The organism is Arthrobacter sp. CAN_A212, assembly GCF_015752345.1.
Lineage (GTDB): Bacteria > Actinomycetota > Actinomycetes > Actinomycetales > Micrococcaceae > Arthrobacter_D.
In genome coordinates this window covers 445,138-463,286 of sequence record NZ_JADOUT010000001.1, presented here as the reverse complement: position 1 = coordinate 463,286, position 18,149 = coordinate 445,138, and the positions used below count along the sequence as shown (strand labels likewise).

General features: G+C 65.9%; 19 protein-coding genes, 1 tRNA gene and 1 riboswitch. Of the genes, 13 read left to right on the top strand and 7 right to left on the bottom strand.

Translation table 11 applies throughout. The annotated features are described in order from the left end of the window. Positions 1-18 precede the first annotated feature (18 nt). Both IWX64_RS02190 and IWX64_RS02185 read left to right on the top strand, forming a co-directional pair. Entirely contained in the window at positions 19-1,398 is a 1,380-nt protein-coding gene (locus IWX64_RS02190) for an MFS transporter (RefSeq protein WP_442859019.1), read from the top strand. 74 nt (positions 1,399-1,472) lie between these two features. After that, a complete protein-coding gene (locus IWX64_RS02185) occupies positions 1,473-1,811 on the top strand; it encodes a YnfA family protein (RefSeq protein ID WP_196865483.1) in 339 nt (112 codons plus the stop codon). 40 nt (positions 1,812-1,851) lie between these two features. On the opposite strand, the gene IWX64_RS02180 is transcribed toward IWX64_RS02185, so the two are convergent. Beyond that, positions 1,852-1,925: transfer RNA gene (locus IWX64_RS02180), tRNA-Gly, on the bottom strand. Positions 1,926-2,121: 196 nt separating this feature from the next. On the opposite strand from IWX64_RS02180, the gene kynA reads away from it, so the two are divergent. Together kynA and dcd are read left to right on the top strand one after the other, a co-directional pair. After that, entirely contained in the window at positions 2,122-2,976 is an 855-nt protein-coding gene (gene kynA, locus IWX64_RS02175; protein WP_196865482.1) for a tryptophan 2,3-dioxygenase, read from the top strand. A 34-nt stretch (positions 2,977-3,010) separates the two neighbouring features. Then, entirely contained in the window at positions 3,011-3,586 is a 576-nt protein-coding gene (gene dcd, locus IWX64_RS02170; RefSeq protein ID WP_196865481.1) for a dCTP deaminase, read from the top strand. Between the two features lie 3 nt (positions 3,587-3,589). Here the strand turns inward: dcd and IWX64_RS02165 are convergent, their stop codons facing one another. Beyond that, complete coding sequence (locus IWX64_RS02165; RefSeq protein WP_334683126.1) at positions 3,590-5,101, bottom strand: MFS transporter; 1,512 nt, start codon at positions 5,099-5,101, stop codon at positions 3,590-3,592. Positions 5,102-5,225: 124 nt separating this feature from the next. On the opposite strand from IWX64_RS02165, the gene IWX64_RS02160 reads away from it, so the two are divergent. From IWX64_RS02160 to mnhG, 6 genes are read left to right on the top strand one after another with little or no spacing between them, the layout of a single operon-like run. Beyond that, entirely contained in the window at positions 5,226-8,234 is a 3,009-nt protein-coding gene (locus tag IWX64_RS02160; RefSeq protein ID WP_196865479.1) for a Na+/H+ antiporter subunit A, read from the top strand. Next, complete coding sequence (locus IWX64_RS02155) at positions 8,231-8,725, top strand: Na(+)/H(+) antiporter subunit C (RefSeq protein WP_196865478.1); 495 nt, start codon at positions 8,231-8,233, stop codon at positions 8,723-8,725. Before IWX64_RS02160 ends, IWX64_RS02155 begins: the two co-directional genes overlap by 4 nt. Next, complete coding sequence (locus IWX64_RS02150; protein ID WP_196865477.1) at positions 8,722-10,332, top strand: Na+/H+ antiporter subunit D; 1,611 nt, start codon at positions 8,722-8,724, stop codon at positions 10,330-10,332. The genes IWX64_RS02155 and IWX64_RS02150 overlap by 4 nt, the downstream gene beginning before the upstream one ends. Next, positions 10,329-10,913 (top strand): Na+/H+ antiporter subunit E, encoded by a 585-nt coding sequence (locus tag IWX64_RS02145; protein WP_196865476.1) that lies wholly within the window; start codon positions 10,329-10,331, stop codon positions 10,911-10,913. Before IWX64_RS02150 ends, IWX64_RS02145 begins: the two co-directional genes overlap by 4 nt. Beyond that, on the top strand, positions 10,913-11,170 hold the full coding sequence (locus IWX64_RS02140) for a monovalent cation/H+ antiporter complex subunit F (RefSeq protein WP_395939862.1): 258 nt from the start codon (positions 10,913-10,915) through the stop codon (positions 11,168-11,170). Before IWX64_RS02145 ends, IWX64_RS02140 begins: the two co-directional genes overlap by 1 nt. Positions 11,171-11,173: 3 nt before the next feature. Continuing rightward, entirely contained in the window at positions 11,174-11,569 is a 396-nt protein-coding gene (gene mnhG, locus IWX64_RS02135; protein WP_196865474.1) for a monovalent cation/H(+) antiporter subunit G, read from the top strand. A gap of 9 nt (positions 11,570-11,578) precedes the next feature. On the opposite strand, the gene IWX64_RS02130 is transcribed toward mnhG, so the two are convergent. Next, positions 11,579-11,839, bottom strand: coding sequence for a DUF4235 domain-containing protein (locus IWX64_RS02130; protein ID WP_196865473.1), 261 nt, complete (start codon positions 11,837-11,839; stop codon positions 11,579-11,581). Positions 11,840-11,971: 132 nt separating this feature from the next. Then, a riboswitch (TPP riboswitch) is annotated at positions 11,972-12,088 on the top strand. A 67-nt stretch (positions 12,089-12,155) separates the two neighbouring features. On the opposite strand from IWX64_RS02130, the gene IWX64_RS02125 reads away from it, so the two are divergent. From IWX64_RS02125 to IWX64_RS02115, 3 genes are read left to right on the top strand one after another with little or no spacing between them, the layout of a single operon-like run. Next, positions 12,156-12,773, top strand: coding sequence for an ECF transporter S component (locus IWX64_RS02125; protein ID WP_196865472.1), 618 nt, complete (start codon positions 12,156-12,158; stop codon positions 12,771-12,773). A 5-nt stretch (positions 12,774-12,778) separates the two neighbouring features. Beyond that, the gene (locus IWX64_RS02120) at positions 12,779-14,275 is read left to right on the top strand and encodes an ABC transporter ATP-binding protein (RefSeq protein ID WP_196865471.1); all 1,497 of its coding nucleotides are present in this window, start codon (positions 12,779-12,781) and stop codon (positions 14,273-14,275) included. Further along, entirely contained in the window at positions 14,272-15,075 is an 804-nt protein-coding gene (locus IWX64_RS02115) for an energy-coupling factor transporter transmembrane component T family protein (RefSeq protein ID WP_196865470.1), read from the top strand. The genes IWX64_RS02120 and IWX64_RS02115 overlap by 4 nt, the downstream gene beginning before the upstream one ends. Here the strand turns inward: IWX64_RS02115 and IWX64_RS02110 are convergent. The 4 genes from IWX64_RS02110 to IWX64_RS02095 all read right to left on the bottom strand — a co-directional run bounded on the left by IWX64_RS02110 (position 15,072) and on the right by IWX64_RS02095 (position 18,081). Next, positions 15,072-16,358 (bottom strand): RNA polymerase sigma factor, encoded by a 1,287-nt coding sequence (locus tag IWX64_RS02110; protein WP_196865469.1) that lies wholly within the window; start codon positions 16,356-16,358, stop codon positions 15,072-15,074. The two genes, IWX64_RS02115 and IWX64_RS02110, sit on opposite strands and share 4 nt — an antisense overlap. A 47-nt stretch (positions 16,359-16,405) precedes the next feature. After that, the gene (locus tag IWX64_RS02105) at positions 16,406-16,744 is read right to left on the bottom strand and encodes a YciI family protein (protein ID WP_196865468.1); all 339 of its coding nucleotides are present in this window, start codon (positions 16,742-16,744) and stop codon (positions 16,406-16,408) included. Further along, positions 16,745-17,107: a YciI family protein gene (locus IWX64_RS02100; RefSeq protein WP_196865467.1), complete on the bottom strand. Its 363-nt coding sequence runs from the start codon at positions 17,105-17,107 to the stop codon at positions 16,745-16,747. A gap of 89 nt (positions 17,108-17,196) precedes the next feature. After that, positions 17,197-18,081: an aminodeoxychorismate lyase gene (locus IWX64_RS02095; protein ID WP_196865466.1), complete on the bottom strand. Its 885-nt coding sequence runs from the start codon at positions 18,079-18,081 to the stop codon at positions 17,197-17,199. Positions 18,082-18,149: the final 68 nt, after the last annotated feature.

The window sequence follows — 18,149 nt, the reverse complement described above, 5'->3', positions numbered from 1 at the left end:
CCAGCACAGGAAGACACCTTGGCACCCCCACCCCCCTCCGCCGGCCCGGCCGGGGACCCCACGCTGACCGCCCCCATGCCGATCACCAGCGCGCGCCCTGCTTGGCGCGACACCTTCATCTCCCTCCGTATCCCCAATTTCCGCCGGTTCGCGATCTCCCACCTGATCGCCGTCATCGCGATGTGGATGCAACGAATTGCCCAGGACTGGATGGTGCTGGAGCTCTCCGGATCGGTCACTGCCGTCGGCATCACCGTGGCCCTGCAGTTCGCCCCGTTCCTCCTCCTGGGGCCCTACGGCGGGATCATCGCGGACCGCTACCCCAAACGCATCCTTTTGATCATTACCCAGAGCTTGGCGGCACTGATGGCCGCGGTGATGGCTGTCCTCGTTCTGACCGGGCTTGTGGAGGTATGGCATGTCTATGTCATCGCGTTCACCCTGGGGCTGGTCACCGTGGTCGATGCTCCGGCGCGACAGGTCTTCGTCAATGACCTGGTAGGCCCAATGCACCTGCGCAACGCCATCAGCCTGAACTCGTCGATCTTCCAGGTGGGTGCAATGGTGGGCCCTGCGATCAGCGGTGTGCTGATCACCGCGATTGGCGGCGGCTGGGCTTTCGCAGTGAACGCCGTCGCTTGCCTCTACACGGTGATCACCCTCGCACTGCTGCGGACCGACCAGTTGTCGGTGGCCGCCCGGGCGCCCCGGGCCAAGGGGCAGCTCCGCGAAGGCGCCCGGTACGTGATGCGGAAGCCCGCGATCTTCTGGTGCATGCTCACCGGAGCGTTCGTTTCGGTGTTCGCCATGAGTACGCCCGTGCTGATGGCGGCGTTCGCGGACACCGTATTCGAATCCGGCGCCCAGGGGTACGGATTCCTCAACACCGCGCTGGCCACCGGGTCGCTGGTCGGTGCGCTCGCCTCCACCCGACGGACCACCCTGAGGCTGAGGGGCGTGCTCGGCGGCGCTGCCGCGTTTGGCGGTTTCATGGCCCTCGGTGCGGTTGCCCCGAACCAGGCAGTCTTCGCCATCCTGATGTTCCTTGCCGGGATCGGCTGTCTCTGGTTCATCACCGGTGCCAACCAGCTGGTGCAGATCTCGTCCAACCTCGCGATCCGGGGCCGGGTGATGGCCCTGTACATGATGGTGCTCATCGGCGGGCAGGCGATCGGCGGCCCGATGATCGGCTGGCTGGCTGAGAACATCGGGGCTCCCACCACGGTGTTGATCGCTGGTGGCGTGCCACTGCTGGCGTCCGGAGTGATCGCCGTCGTCCTCGCCCGGAAGGGACAACTGACCCTGCGGTTCCGCTACACCCACACCTCCCAGAGCCGACGGCGGCTGGTGGCGATCGTCCCGAAGGATCCCGCTGCGCGGCGCCACGCAGCTGTCTGACGGGGGACGCACCTACCCGGAGCCCCGTGCACCTTCCGTCGCCCGGGCTCCGAGGGTGGGCGGGATAATGCACTATGACAGTTGCCCTGGTTGTGGTTCTTTTCGTCTTCGCCGCGCTCGCCGAAATCGGCGGTGCCTGGCTTGTCTGGCAGAGCATCCGTGAGGGCAGGCCATGGTGGTGGGCGGGGCTTGGGGTGATGGCTCTCGCCGCCTACGGGTTCATTGCGACCCTGCAACCGGACGCCAACTTCGGCAGGATCCTCGCAGCCTACGGAGGGGTCTTTGTCGCTGGCTCGCTCGCGTGGGGAGTAGTTTTCGATGGGTTCCGCCCAGATCGCTGGGATCTGGCCGGGTCTGCGCTCTGCCTCGTGGGGGTGGCGATCATCATGTTTGCGCCGCGGCCGGTGGTCTGAATTCAGAGCCTCAGAAAGCCAGAAGCGTTCCCGGGGAGATTGGAGCGGGCGACGGGAATCGAACCCGCGTATCGAGCTTGGGAAGCTAGCGCTCTACCATTGAGCTACGCCCGCCTGGAGACCAGGCCACACTGCGGCTCTGATCCCGGCAAAAACAACGAGATTCAGCCTACCCCAACCTCACCGTTGCGAAAACACGTGACCTGGGAAAACCCGGGGTACGGACAGGCAGCCTCGGGCAAGCGGTCCAATCACCGTGCCGAAGTGACTCCCAGCCCCCGGTTCCCACCGGTGTGGGTACCCTAAGACCATGAGCGTCGAGAAGAACACCCGGGACATCGAAGCGGGAATCGAAAAGGATTTCACAGCAAAGATGAGCTACGGGTCGTACCTGGCGCTGGATGAGTTGCTGTCCGCCCAGCACCCGGTGAGCCGGCCGGCGCACCACGATGAAATGCTGTTCATCATCCAGCACCAGACGTCGGAGCTGTGGCTGAAGCTGGTACTCCATGAGATGCGCGCCGTCCATGCGAAACTGCAGGGCGATGACCTGCGCTCAGCGATGAAGGGCATCGCACGCATCAAACACATTCAGCGCTCCCTCACCGAGCAGTGGTCGGTACTGGCCACCCTGACACCTTCCGAATACGCAGAGTTCAGGGGAGACCTGGGGGCGTCCAGCGGATTCCAGTCCTATCAGTACCGGGCCGTCGAGTTCCTGCTCGGCAACAAGAACGCGGGCATGCTGGAGGTTTTCACCAATGACCCGGCAGCCCGGGAACTGCTGTCGGAGCTCCTGGACCAGACGAGTATCTACGACGAGTTCATCCGGCTGCTCTCCCGCCGGGGCCACGCCATTCCCGCCGAGCTGCTCGACCGGGATGTCCGCACGGCGCACGTGTTCAACCCGGATCTGGTCCAGGTCTACAAGGCGGTGTACGAAAACGCGGCCGAACACTGGGACCTGTACGAGGCGTGTGAGGAACTGGTGGACCTTGAAGACAACTTCCAGCTCTGGCGGTTCCGGCACCTGAAGACCGTTGAACGGACCATCGGATTCAAGCGCGGCACGGGCGGGTCCTCGGGCGTCGGCTTCCTGCAGAAGGCCCTTGAGCTCACGTTCTTCCCCGAGCTGTACGCCGTGCGCACCGAGATCGGTCGATAACCACTAACGCCCTGGACTGCGGTATTTTTGAACCGTGCTGATCTCCGACCGCGACATCCGAACCGAAATTGACCGCGAGCGCATTGTGCTCGATCCCTATGATGAGGCGATGGTCCAGCCCTCCAGCGTGGACGTCCGGATTGACCGCTACTTCAGGTTGTTCGACAACCACAAGTACGCCCACATCGACCCGGCCGAGGACCAGCCCGACCTGACCCGGTTGGTGGAGGTGGACGCCGATGAGCCGTTCATTCTGCACCCCGGTGAGTTCGTGCTCGGATCAACCTACGAGACCGTGACGCTGCCCGACGACATCGCCGCCCGGCTGGAAGGCAAGTCCTCCCTGGGCCGGCTCGGCTTGCTGACGCACTCCACTGCCGGCTTCATCGATCCAGGCTTCTCCGGTCACGTCACCCTCGAACTCTCCAACATGGCCACCCTGCCGATCAAGCTGTGGCCAGGATCAAAAATTGGGCAGCTCTGCTTCTTCAGGCTCACCTCCCCGTCGGAGCATCCTTACGGGTCAGGACCGTACGGCAACCGCTACCAGGGACAGCGCGGCCCGACGGCGTCGCGCAGTCACCAGAACTTCCACCGCACCGCTATCTGAGACCTAGTAGGACGGCACGACGGCGGGAGCCACCTTCGCCGGTGGCTTCACCGGGAGCAACACCAGGAGCCCGGCGAGCAGCACCACCAGAATGCCGATGATCCCGTAGCGCTGCTCACCGAAGATGGTGATCGACGCGGCGAAGAGGGCCGGGGCGAGGAAGCTCACCGCGCGGCCGGTGGTGGCGTAGAGGCCAAACAGTTCACCCTCTTCTCCCGCAGGCGCCAGGCGGGCCAGGTAGGCGCGGGAGGAAGCCTGCGCCGGACCGACGAACAGGGTCAGCATCAGCCCGAACACCCAGAACGTCACGTCTCCGGTCCAGGTGAAGCCCAGCACCTCGTGGGTGCCCGGTCCGAGGATCAGGACGGCGGAGCCAGCAATCAGCAGGCCAATCAGCGCGACGATGATGACCCGTTTCGGGCCCACCCGGTCGTCGAGGAAGCCACCGACGATCGCGCCGACCGCGGCGATCAGGTTCCCGGCGATGGCGAAGACGATCACCTCGCTCAGTGTGAACCCGAAGGTACCCGCCGCGATGATGCCGCCGAACGTGAAAACCGCCGCAAGACCGTCACGGAAAATGGCGCTCGCCAGGAGGAAGAAGATGGTGTGCGGGCTGGTCCGGTAGATCGCCCTGACCCGGCGGAACAACAGCCCATAGGACGCGAGGAAGCCCAACTGCGCTGCCTTGTCCTGACGCGGGACTTCCGGAACCGCAAACATCACCGGCACCGCGAATGCCAGGAACCAGAGGGCCGAGAACACCGCGACCAACCGGATGTTCAGGCTGTCAGTGGTGTCGGAGCCAAACCAGGTGAAGGCTGGCTCCACAAACGCGACCAGCACCAGAATGAGCGCGACAATTCCGCCGACATAACCCATCGCCCACCCGAACCCGCTGATCCGCCCGATACTGCGTGGGGTCGAGATCTGGGTCAGCATCGCGTTGTAGTTCACGCCGGCGAACTCGAAGAAAATGTTGGCCAGGGCGATCAGGGCGACGCCCAGGAGCAGGAACTCTGGTTGGGGGAAGACGAAGAAGCAGAGGCCGGTGAGCAGGGCCACCAAAAGGCTGTTCACCCCCAGCCAGAGCTTCCGCCGTCCGCCGTTGTCGGAGCGTTGGCCGGTCACCGGCGCGAGTAAAGCGATCATGGCGCCTGCAATGGCGAGGCCCCAGCCCAGCACCACCGAGGCGCGGGCTTCCCCGCCGAAGGCGTCACTGGTGAGGTACACCGTAAACACGAAGGTGGTCATCACCGCGTTGAACGCGGCCGACCCCCAGTCCCATGACGCCCACGCGAGTACCGGCCGCGACAGCAGCCTGCCCGCACCGCTCGCCTGGCCTGGAACTGCGTCCTTCTCCCGGGCGCTGGAGGAGTGCTGGGACGGTACCGGCTGGGGGGATTCCACGCTCATAGGGTGAATGCTATCCCGCGTTGCCCCCTGCGCAGCTGAGGTAGATGGCCGTGACGGAACTAAGCGTGTAACCGCCACCAGGTATTCCGCGCCGACCATCTCCACTGCCGACGGCGTAACCCGGCGGGATGCCCTGTATTCCACAGGTAGAATAAGTCGAAGCCCCTGACCGTCCGTGCTGTCAACAGCTGACCGTCTCACACTGAGAGATCAGGAGATCATCGTGCTAATCGTGCTCATCGCGTTGTTCGCGGTAGCCTTTGTTGCGCCCCTGATCTTCCGCCGGCTCGGACGCTCGGCCTTCTACGTGCTGGCTGCCGTCCCCGGTGCTGCGTTCGTCTGGCTGGTCATCACCTTCGACCAGTACACGGGGGAGGGGCAGAACCTCCTCGAGGGCCAGCCCAACGCTCCACCGTCCATCATCTTCCGGTGGATCCCGAGCCTCACCCTGGAACTGGCCTTCCGGATGGACACGCTGGCCGCCGTGCTATCGCTCCTCATCCTCGGCATCGGTGCCCTGGTCCTGTTCTACTGCGCACGGTACTTCAAGCAGAACGACCCCAATCTCGGGCCGTTCGGCGCTCAGCTCCTCGCGTTCGCCGGTGCCATGTTCGGGCTGGTCACCGCCGACGACATGATCCTGCTGTTCATTTTCTGGGAACTGACCACGGTCCTGTCCTACCTGCTGATCGGTTACTCCCGGCACCGCCTTGCGGCACGCCGCGCAGCCCTGCAGGCGCTGATTGTCACCACCCTCGGCGGGCTCACGATGCTGGTCGGCATGATCATGCTGGGCCAGACCGCTGGCACCTATCGGATCTCGGACATCATGGCCCAGTCCGAATCGCTGCTGTCCAACGGACTGGTGGTCGACGTCGCGATTGGTCTGATCCTGGTCGGAGCGGTCACCAAGTCGGCGCTGATTCCGTTCCACTTCTGGCTCCCCGGCGCCATGGCCGCTCCCACCCCGGTGAGCGCTTACCTGCACGCGGCAGCGATGGTGAAGGCCGGCATCTACCTGGTGGCGCGTTTCGCCCCGGGGTTTGCCGACGCCGCCTCCTGGCTGCCGATGATCATGATCCTCGGATTGGCCACCATGCTGATCGGCGGGTGGCGGGCGCTGCGCCAGCACGACCTGAAACTGATCCTCGCGTACGGTACCGTCAGCCAGCTCGGATTCCTCACCATGGTGGTAGGCCTGGGCGGGCCCGGCGGGGCGCTCGCCGGCCTCGGCATGCTCGTGGCGCACGGGCTGTTCAAGGCGACGCTGTTCCTGGTGGTCGGCATCATCGACCATCAGGCCGGCACCCGCGATATCCGCAAGCTCGCCGGAATCCGCAAAACTGCCCCCGCCCTCGCCGTCATCGCGACCATCGCCGCAGCATCAATGGCCGGCATTCCACCCCTGCTGGGTTTCGTGGCCAAGGAATCAATCTTCGAGACCTTTGTCCATCAGGCAGAGATCGATCCCACTCCCATCGGCACCCTGCTGCTCATCGGCATAGTGGCCGGTTCGGCGCTCACCTTCGCCTACAGCGCCCGGTTCGTCTGGGGCGGATTCGCCTGCAAGGGGAAGGAAGCCACTGAGTTCACCCGCGTGGAGAAATCATTCCTTTTCGCCCCGGCCCTCCTCACCGTCTTCACCGTGGGGCTTGGACTCTGGCCGGCCCCGCTGGACGCCATCATTCAGCCGTACGTGACGCTGTTCGAGGCCGACGGCGAGGACAGCTACCTTGCCCTGTGGCACGGTTTCACCCCAGCCCTTGCCTTGTCAGTGGTCACCATCGTCGTCGGCGTCCTCTTGTTCTGGTTCCGCGCCCAGGTGGAGCGGGCACAGTCCAGGGTACCGGCCCTGATCGACGCCGAACGCGGCTACAAATACACGATCGGTACGCTCGACGACGTCGCCGTCTGGATCACCGGACGCACCCAGCGAGGTTCGCTGGCGTTCTATCTCTTCGTCATCCTGACCATGGCCATCATCACTCCGCTGACGGCGATCGTGTTCTACGACGCGCCGCTTCCGGACCAGTGGCACTACGCGGACTCGCCGGCGCAGGTGGCGGCCGGCGTCGTCATCATCCTTGGCATCCTCGCTGCGATCCGCGCCACCAAGCGGTTCATGGCGGTGCTCATGGTCGGGGTGACCGGGTATGGAATGGCACTGATTTTCGCGCTGCAGGGCGCCCCCGACCTGGCGTTGACCCAAATGCTGGTAGAGACGATCGTGCTGGTCGCCTTCGTGCTCGCGCTGCGCTCGCTACCCGCACGGCTGTGGCAAAAGGAGCCGGGACGGTACCGGTTGCTCCGCGCCGTCCTGGGGATCTCCTTCGGTCTGGTCATGGCGGCAATCGCGATGTCCTCCATGGCCTCACGCATCGCCGCCCCGGTGTCCCTTGAATATCCGGGCCTGGCCTACGAGGGCGGAGGCGGGGAGAACATCGTCAACGTCACCCTGGTGGACATCAGGGCCTGGGACACTTACGGCGAGATTTCGGTGCTGGCCATTGCCGCCACCGGTATTGCCAGCCTGATCTTCATCCGCGGGCGCGGTGACACCCGCCAGCGGGCCGAAAGCGTCAAATCTGGTTCGGTCGATCGCGGGCAGGAACCCCTGGGCGTGTTCGGGCGGGAAGCCGCGGCGCTGGAGCTGGCGAAGAAGTTCTCGTCGGTCTCCCGGGACGCGTGGCTGGTGGCCGGACGGACCCTCGCACCCGAGCGCAGGTCGATCATCTTCGAGGTCATCACCCGGTTGCTTTTCCACTCGATCATCATTTTCTCGATCTACCTGCTCCTCGCGGGCCACAATCTGCCGGGCGGTGGATTCGCCGGTGGGCTGATGGCCGGGCTGGCACTGACCGTGCGCTACCTGGCGGGTGGGCGCTTCGAGCTGGCGGAAGCCAGCCCGGTCAGTGCGGGGGTTTTGCTCGGTGCGGGTATGGCGACCACCTCCCTCAGCGCATTGATCCCGCTGCTGCTGGGCGGTCAGATCCTCCAGACCGCCATCCTGGAGTTCTGGATGCCGGTCTTCGGGGACGTCAAGTTCGTCACCTCGACCATCTTCGACATCGGCGTCTATCTGGTGGTCGTTGGGCTGGTGCTTGACGTGCTGCGCAGCCTGGGCTCGGAGATTGACGAACGCAGCGAGGGCCTCTCCGCATCGACCGATCCGGACGACATGCAGGCGCAGCAACAAGAACATACCGAGTCCGGCGAGGGAGTGGTCCGATGAGCGTGAACATCACCCTGCTGGTGGTCATGGCAGCCCTCTTCGCGGGCGGCATCTACCTGCTGCTGGAGCGCAGCCTGACCCGGGTCCTGCTGGGCCTGATCCTGCTGGCCAACGGTGCCAACATTCTCCTGCTCTCCACCGGAGGCCGGGCTGGCGTCGCACCGCTGTACTCCGAGGAAATCCCCGCCGACGCCTACTCTGATCCGCTGCCCCAGGCGCTGATCCTCACGGCCATTGTGATCTCCTTCGCCGTCACAGCCTTCATGCTCGGCATCATCTACCGGTCCTGGGTGCTGGGCAGGCGCGATGAGGTGCAGGACGACATGGAGGACCGCAGGGTGGCCAGTCAGAGCAGCTTCGACGCCGAAGACGACGCCGATGTGCCCGAGGAGACCACCGAGTTCACGCCGCTTGAGGAGGCCGAGGAAGCCCCCGGATCCCAGAACGCAGGAGTCCTCGACCTCTCCGCCGACCCGAAGGAGCCACGGTGAACATCGCAAGCTACGCACCGCTGGCGGTAGTCCTGCCCTTCCTCGGTGCGGCAATCGCCTTCCTCCTGATCCGCCACTCAAGGTCACAGCGTGCGGTGAGCATCTCCACGCTGAGCATCACCCTGATCCTCGAACTGTTCCTGCTCCAGAACGCTGCAGTGAACGGCGCAACCGCGGTGTTCATCGGCGGCTGGATGCCACCGTTCGGCATCACCCTGGTGGTCGATCAGTTCTCGGCGCTGATGCTGGTCATCTCAACGGCAATCAGCCTGGCCGTGCTGGTCTACGCCACCGGGCAGGGAATGACCGACGGGGACGAGGACGGGCCGATCTCGATCTTCCACCCCACCTACCTCATCCTGGTGGCGGGCGTCTCCAACGCGTTCATGTCCGGTGACCTGTTCAACCTGTACGTCGGCTTCGAGATCCTGCTGACCGCAAGCTACGTGCTGATGACCCTGGGCGGAACCACACCCCGGATCCGTGCCGGGGTCACCTACGTGGTGGTCAGCGTGGTGTCCTCCCTCCTGTTCCTGATCGCGATCGGCATGATCTACGCGGCTACCGGCACCATCAACCTGGCCGACCTCGCCGTGAAACTGGGCGAAATCGACCCGGCGACGCAGATGATGCTGCACCTGATGCTGCTCGTCGCCTTCGGGATCAAGGCTGCGGTGTTCCCGCTCTCCTTCTGGCTGCCCGACTCCTACCCGACGGCGCCAGCACCGGTGACCGCAGTGTTCGCTGGCCTGCTTACCAAGGTGGGCGTGTACGCGATGGTTCGCACCGAGACCCTCCTTTTTCCGGGCGACCGGATCAATACGCTGCTGATGGTGGTCGCGATCCTCACCATGGTGGTGGGTATCCTCGGTGCCCTGGCACAGTCCGACATCAAACGAATGCTCTCCTTCACCCTGGTCAGCCACATCGGATTCATGATTTTCGGGCTGGCGATTTCCACGGTGGTCGGCTTGGGTGCTGCCATTTTCTACGTGGCCCACCACATCACCGTGCAGACCAGTCTCTTCCTGGTCACTGGGCTGATTGAACGTCGTGGCGGGACCGCCAACATGGACCGCCTTGGCGGTCTGGCCAAACTCTCTCCGCTCCTCGGAATCCTGTTCTTCATTCCGGCCATGAACCTTGCCGGCATCCCGCCGTTCTCCGGCTTCCTTGGCAAGCTGGGGATCCTGCAGGCAGGCGTCGAGCTGGGCTCGCCGATCGCCTACGTGGCCGTCGGCGCCAGCGTGATCACCTCTCTGCTGACACTTCTGGCGATCGCGAGGGTCTGGAACCGCGCGTTCTGGCGCCGCCCGGAAGACGCCCTCCATCCCGACCCCATCCTGCTGGCAACCAAGGCTGACGGTTCAGCGGTCCGCACCTCGCAGCGCGTCAACGGTGAAACGACCGGCCGGTTCTCCGGACGCAACCCCGTCAACCTGCTGCCACGCACCATGGTCGGTCCGACCATGGGACTCGTGGGGCTCGGCCTGCTGCTCACCCTGCTGGCTGGCCCGCTGTTCGAGATCAGCGACAACGCAGCGAAAAACATGCTGGAACGCACCGACTACATTGAGGCTGTCCTCGGCGAGGGGAGCGCACCATGACCCGGCAGAAGATCCCGTTCATCACCGAACTGCCCCTGATCATCTGGCTGGTCATTGTCTGGGGTGCACTCTGGCAGGACTTCAGCCCGGGTAACCTCATCTTCGGCGGCCTGATCGCCTACGCCGTCGCCAATCTGCTGTACCTGCCCCCGGTGGAGCTCAGCGGACGGTTCAACGTGCTCTACGCCGTGCCGTTCGCGGTCCGGTTCATCTACAAGCTGGTGGTCGCAAGCTTCGAGGTGTTCTGGCTCTCGTTGACCCGCGGGCCGCACCTTGTGAACGCCGTCGTCGCCGTGCAATTGCGTAGCCCGTCAGACCTGCTGGTCACCACCACAGGGCATGCCCTGTCCCTGATCCCCGGATCGCTGGTGATTGAGGTGGACCGTTCCACCTCAACCCTGTACCTGCACTGCCTGAACGTCGTCACCCCCGAAGATGCTGCAAAAATCCGGTCCGACGTGCGCGCCACCGAAGCCTGGCTGATCAGGATCATGGGAACGCGGGACGATCTGGCGCTGCTGACAGCCGAGGACCGGTTCGATGAGGAGAACGACTCCCGTCAGGAAGGGGCCAGCACATGATGACTGTCGCCATCATCATCTCTGCGGGCCTGCTCGTCCTGGCCGCCCTGTGCGCCCTGTACCGCATTGCCCGGGGCCCCTCCATCCTGGACCGGGTGCTCGCCATCGACGTGCTGCTCGCCACCATCGGTGGGGCGCTTGCCATGGATATGGCGGTCAACCGGCACCTGGACAACGTGGTGCTCCTGGTAGCCATCTCGGTGATCGGGTTCATCGGCTCGGTCACCGTGGCGCGCTTCGTGACGGACAGGAAATAGGACATGAACGAGACTGTGATTGACGCCCTGACCGCCGTGTTCCTGATCGGCGGTTCCCTCATGTCCGTTGCTGCCGGTGTCGGGCTGCTCCGGTTTCCTGACCTGTTGGCCAGAATGCATGCGGCCACCAAACCCCAGGTGTTGGGGTTGCTGTTGTTCCTGCTGGCGATGGCACTGCAGCTGGGCAGCTGGGTCCTGCTGCCCGTGCTGTTGTTGTGCTGGATCTTCATGCTGCTGACCGTCCCCGTCTCGGCCCACATGGTGGGACGAGCAGGCTACCGTACCAAGCACATGCGGCGTGACCTGCTCAGCATGGACGAACTCGATGAGGTCGTAGAGAAGGCGGCCGGCAAAAGGGCGCCCGACCCGAATATGGCCGAGCGCCCCGACGAGACGTAAAGCGGGCGCCTAGGTCAGGTCGCGGGTCTTCGCGAACCGGAGGGCTGCCTTCTGCGTGGTGCGGTTGGTGAGGACCTGCAGGACCGCCCGGACGGCCCCGGAAATCAAGGCGAACGCGATGGCGGAGCGCAGGCTGTTCTCGAGGGCGTCCTCATCCTTGGGTGATGCCTTGCCGGTGGTCTTGTGCCAGATGAAATCCACCAGCTTGGCGCCGACAATTCCGGCTCCGAGGCTCAGTGCTACGCCGAGCAGTTTCATAAACTGGTTCATGGGTGTCTCCTTCGATGGTTGCTCTTTTTCCTAGCCTAGCGTTTCGCCTCGTCGACAACGACGCATCCGTCGCCGAACGCTGGGTGGTTTGGGGGCGGAGTGAAACGATCAGGTGTACGCTGGAAAATGCTAAACATACGACAGGGGAGCGCCGCTCAGATCATGAGCGGGCGCTGAGAGTGCGGACTACCGCAGACCCTCGAACCTGATCCGGCTAGTACCGGCGAAGGGAGTCGAGTATCTCAGGGTGCCCGGCCAGTGGCATTGCTGCAGGCCTTAGGTGCCCTCCCCTCCTGTACCTCAGGAGGAATTCAACATGGCTTCATCACCAGCACAAACCCGTAACACCCCCACCCGACGCCCCAACTATCAGTGGCGCGTGGTCGATATCGTCGTCGCGTCGGTGGTGGCGGTCGCCGTCGGGGTGGTGTTCTTCGCCTGGTCCGCCGGTTACACAGGGATCGCGGCGATCACCAGTGCGTTCCCGCCACTGGCAGGACTCTATACCGGAGGGTGGCTGATCGCCGGGGTTCTCGGCGGCCTCATCATCAGGAAACCCGGCGCGGCCATTTACTGCGAGGTGCTGGCGGCCGCCGTTTCGGCACTCCTCGGCACCCAGTTTGGCCTGACCACCCTGCTCTCCGGTGCCATCCAGGGACTGGGGGCCGAGCTGATCTTCCTGCTGTTCCTCTACCGCAAATGGAACCTCGGGGTGGCGTTGCTCGCCGGGCTGGGTGCTGGACTGGCCCTCGCCATCTCCGAGAACATCCTCTACAACGCCCTCTGGGCCGTGGAATGGCAGCTCATGTACGTGGTCTTCGCATCCATCTCCGGTGTGGTGATCGCGGGGCTTCTCTCGTGGCTGGCCGTCCGGGGACTGGCTAAGACAGGCGTCCTGTCCGCCTTCGCCGCCGGACGAACGGCTGACGTCTAACCGGTATGGCCGAGCAAACGAGGGAGCGGGCAGCCGTCAGGATCGCAGCCTGCGGCTGGAGCTGGCGGCACGCCGGGCGCAAGAGACCAGCGGTCCAGGACATTGACCTGGTGGTCGAGCCCGGGGAACGGGTGTTGTTGCTTGGCGCGTCCGGTTCCGGGAAGTCCACCCTGCTGCATGGCCTGGCGGGCGTGCTCGGCGACGACGGTCAGGGCGAGGAGCACGGTTCCCTCACCCTCGACGGAAGCCCGCCCGGCCGGGTCCGGGGACGCGCCGGGCTGGTCCTGCAGGACCCCGACACGCAGATCGTCCTCGCCCGGGTGGGCGACGAGGTGGCGTTCGGGGCCGAGAACCAGTCCGTCCCCCGCGCGGAAATCTGGGAGCGGGTGCGGCGGGCGCTCGACGACGTCGGGCTGGACGTTCCCCTGGACCGGTCCACCACCGCGCTTTCCGGCGGGCAAAAGCAGCGCCTCGCTCTCGCCGCGGTGCTGGCCATGCAGCCCGGGCTGCTGCTGCTGGATGAACCGACAGCCAACCTCGACCCCGAGGGTGTCCTGGAGGTGCGGGACGCCGTCGTCCGTGTCCTGGATCGAACCGGTGCCACCTTCGTGGTGGTGGAACACCGGGTGGCGGTCTGGGCTGACGTGGTGGACCGGGTGGTGGTGCTGGCGGCCGACGGCGGTATCCTCGCCGATGGCCCGCCGGGCACCGTCCTCACGGACTCCCGCACCCGCGAGCGGCTGGCGGAGGCCGGCGTGTGGATCCCCGGGCACCAGCCAGCTGTGCCAGGGGTGCTGCCGTCCCCCGGGGACCCGCTGCTGGCAGCCCGTGGGCTTTCGGTCGCCCGGACCAGGCGCGGTCCAGTGGTGCTCGACGGCGTCGACGTTGACCTGCAGGCGGGGGCGTCGCTGGGCATTGTCGGACCCAACGGGGGCGGCAAATCCACGCTCGCGCTGACCCTGGCCGGGCTCCTTCCGCCGCGGGGCGGAGTGCTTCAGGCCGCTCCGGCGCTCGCCCGCGGCGCCAGCACCAACCCCCACGCCTGGAAGTCAGCCCAGCTGGTGACCCGGATCGGAACCGTGTTCCAGGAACCCGAACACCAGTTCCTCACCCACCGGGTGATCGACGAACTCGAATTCGGGCCGCGCCGTCTGGAAGGCAGCGACGAGGCGACCCTCCGGCGGCGGGTCGATCCGATCGCTGAGCGGCTCAGGCTCACATCGCTGCTGCAAGCCAACCCCTTCACGCTCTCCGGCGGTGAAAAGCGCCGCTTGTCGGTGGCGACCATGCTGGCCACGAACCCCGACATCCTGGTGCTGGATGAGCCCACCTTCGGGCAGGACGCCAACACCTGGGCGGAGCTGGTAGCCCTGATGGCTGAACTGATTCAGGGCGGTGGCAGCCTGGTGGCCGTCACCCACGACCAGGAGTTCACCGAGGCGCTGGGAAGCCGGCTGCTGCGTGTCGCCGATAGCCAGGCAGTACCGGAGGCGGCCTCGTGAGCGTTGATGTGCTGACGCCGCAGCTCACCGGGCGGCTCCTGCCGCGGGCCAACCCGCTATCCAAACTGTTCGCTGCGGTCCTGGTGACCGTGGTGGTGATGCTCAGCATCGACTGGGTGAGCGCCGCCGTCGTGCTGGGGAGCGAACTGCTGCTGCTCCCGCTGCTGGGGATCAGCGCCTGGCAACTGCTGAAGCGAACGTGGCCGCTGGTCGTGGCGGCGGTGGTCGCGGGTTATGGCACGGCCCTGCTGGCGGAGAAGACGGGAGCGGTGCTCCTGGAATTCGGTCCGGTGCTCTTCACCCAGGACTCGGTGAACTCGGGGATCGCTATCGGGTTGCGTGGGCTGGCCATCGCCCTTCCCGGTATTTTCCTGCTGACGACCACCGACCCGACGGATCTCGCCGACGCGCTGGCGCAGAAACTGAGGATGCCGCACCGGTTTGTGCTGGGTGCACTTGCGGGGCTGCGGTTGGTGGGTCTTTTGGTGGACGAGTGGCGGACACTCGGCCTGGCCCGGCATGCCCGCGGGGTCGGGTTTGAAGGCAATCCCGTGGCCCGGTTTCGAAACTTCCTGGGGCAGGGGTTCGGACTGATTGTGCAGGCCATCCGTCGGGCCACCCGGCTGGCGGTGGCCATGGAGGCGCGCGGGTTCGGAGCAGGGGACCGCACCTGGGCGAGGGAAAGCACCTTCACCCGGCTGGACCTCTGGGTTTGCCTGGTCGGCGTGCTGATCGCCGGAACAGCGGTCACCGCCGCGGTGCTGGCCGGGACCTGGAACTTCCTCCTCGACGCCAGTTAGCCGGACGGCTCGTTGCCCCGGCCCGCCTGTTCGCCGACCTCAGCGGCCCGACGCCGGAGGTGGTCCCGTTCTGCAGCATTACCGCAGAGTGCGATCGCGGCGTGAAACGAGGCAGCCGCCTCCGGTGCCCGACCCGCGCGTGCCAGAAGCTCGGCCCGCACCGCGGGAAGACGATGGTGGTGGGGGAGCCGTTCTTCCAGCCCGGCCAGCAGCGCGAGACCGGCCACGGGGCCTTCGTCCTCCAGCACGGCAACGGCGCGCGCGAGCCGCACCACGGGGGAACCGGTCAGCGCTTCCAACTCGGCGTACAGGGTTGCGATCCGGTGCCACCGGGTGTCGGCTGCGCGGGCTGCGACAGCATGCTCGGCGGCGATCCGGGCCTGGAGCAGGTACTCCAACGCCAGCCCCGATGTTCCCGGGGGAACCCTGTCCAGGAGGTCCAGCCCGGACCGGATCTCGGCGGTATGCCATCGGCTCCGGTCCTGGTCCGGCAGGAGCACCAGCGAGCCATCGGCTGCTACCCGGGCGTCCCGCCGGGAATGCTGGAGAGCCATCAGGCCGAGCAAGGCGAGGACCACCGGCTGGTTGGGGAGCAGATCATCGAGTAGCCTGGCCAACCGGATCGCCTCGGCAGCGGACGAGGTGCGCACCGGGTCTTCACCGGTGGCCGGAGCGTACCCGGCGGTGAAGACAAGGTAGATGACGGCGGCCACTACCTCCAGCCGTTCGGCCAGCCGGTCCGCTGCCGGAAGGGTGAACGGAATCCCCGCCGCCGCCACCTTCTTCTTGGCCCGGGTGAGCCGGGCGGCCATGGTCGACTCCTGGACCAGGAACAGGCGGGCAATCTCGGTGACGCTGAGGCCGTTGACGAACCTCAGTGCAAGGGCCGCCCGGGCATCGGCGGAGAGCGCCGGGTGGCAGCAGGTGAAGAGCATGCGCAGCCGCTCGTCGGGTATGTGGCCGCCGGCGTCGATTGCCTGAGCGGCGTGGGCTCGCACTTCGGTGTCGACCACCATGAGCGGTTCCCGCCGCCGCGCGATGGCCTCGGCACGCACCTGGTCCAGGGCGCGACGCCGGGCGGCTGTGAGCAGCCAGGCCGCAGGGGAGTCGGGGGTTCCGTCCCGCGGCCAGGTGCGGACCGCCGCAGCGAACGCTTCGGCCAGCGCATCCTCGGCGAGGTCAAGCCTGCGGAACCGGCCCACCAGCAGGGCGAGGAGCCTGGCCCAATGGTCCTGCCAGGCCCGCTCGAGGGCAGCGTGTGCGTCCCCGGACGGAACCGACATCGGTGTGCTCCCTGGTATTCGGTGACGGATCAGTTCTCGGTGATGGATCAGTATTCGGTGATGGGGCGCAGCTCCACCGTGTACTCGGGCAGCAGCTTCACCAGGTCCACCGCGACGTCGAGGTCCGGCACGTCCAACACGTAGAAACCACCCAGCTGCTCGGCGGTTTCAGCGAACGGCCCATCGGTCAGACTCACCTGATCCCCGCGTCGCCGCACGGTCGTCGCTGTCGAGACGGCGGCCAGCGCTTCCCCGGCGATGATCGTCCCTCGCTGGCGGGCTGCCTCTGAGAAGGCATCGTGTTCGCCCATCCACTGTTCCTGTTCGGCTTCGGTGGCATTCGCCCAGATCGACTCGTCTTGGTAGAGAAAGACTGCGATTTTCATCTAGCTGCCCTCGCTCGGCGGGATGGTGGCCCGGATTTCGGCGGGCCCGGTGGTGTCGGCCAGCAGCTCACTGACCAGGTGCGCAAGGGATTCGAGGTTGTCAGTTTCCACCAGGTAAAAACCGCCCAGCTGCTCTGCCGTCTCGGTGTAGGGCCCATCGGTGATGCCGACGCTGCCGCCCCGCACAATCCTGGCGGTCCCGGACGGCTGCAGTTCCGCGCCTCCGGTGATCTTGTGCCCGTCCTCGCCGCAGCGCCGGGTGAACTCGTCATGCCGTGCGAAGGTCTCGGCGCGTTGTGAGGGTGTCGCGTCGAGCCAGGCGCGCTCGTTGTCATGCAGCAGGATGATGTATTCAGTTCTCATCTGAAAGCTCCTATCGTGTCCTCCGAAGGCGCCCTGTTGCGCCGCTCATGTCCATGACGGCTCACCCGGGCGGAAATCGACAACCGGCGTCAGGATATTTTCGCTACCAGTGCCGACAGTTCCTCGGTGAGCTCGGGCGGGGTGGGAAGCCGTTGTCCGTCGAGCGAGTTGACTGGGGCGAGCAGCCGGATACTGGAGATCAGCCAGACGCCGTCGGCGTCGTACAGCTCTGCGGGGACCAGCGGACCGTACCCGAGTTCCCACCCGGCAGACTTCGCCACCTCGAAGAGCGCACTCTGTGAAGTTCCGGGCAGGATACCGCTCTCCAGCTGGGGGGTCAGCAGCGTCTTCACGCCGTCCCGGACCCGGGCCAGCAGGACCGTGGAGGTGGGCCCCTCCAGCACCTTGCCGTCGGAGGAGGTGAAGATGACATCGTCGGCGCCATGGGCCTGCGCGTACCTGACCGCGGCCATGTTGACCGCATAGGAAAGGGTTTTTGCGCCCATCAGTAGCCACGGCGCCCGCTGGGCCACCGTGCTGTCATACCCCCGGTCGAGGAGCAGCACTGCCAGCCCGTCCCGCCGCTGCCGCCGGGTCTTCTCGGGGACCGGCGCCACCTGCACCCAGGCGGTGGGCGTCGTGGCCCCCTCGACCCCGCGGGTCACTACCAGCTTCACCGTCAGCTCGGTCTCCGGCAGAACGTCAGCACCCGCCGTGTACTCGTCGAGCGCTGTAGCAATTGCCCGCCGCCATGCCTCCTGTGGGGGCAGGTCAAGGTCCAGCGCCCGCGCCGAGGACGCGAGTCGGTCGAGGTGCGCCTGCACTTTCCGGGCCTCACCGTTGAGGGCCAGGAGCGACTCGAAAATGCCGTCTCCGCGCGTCGCGCCAAGGTCGGTGGCCATGATCTGCGGCTGGGTGGCGTCGGCCACGCGACCGTCGTCGTAGGCGGGATCAAGGAATACGAGAACAGTCATGGGATCAGCTTAGTTGGGTACCTGCCGACGGCGACGGCGGCGCACTGGCCGGTTTCACTGGGCAGTGC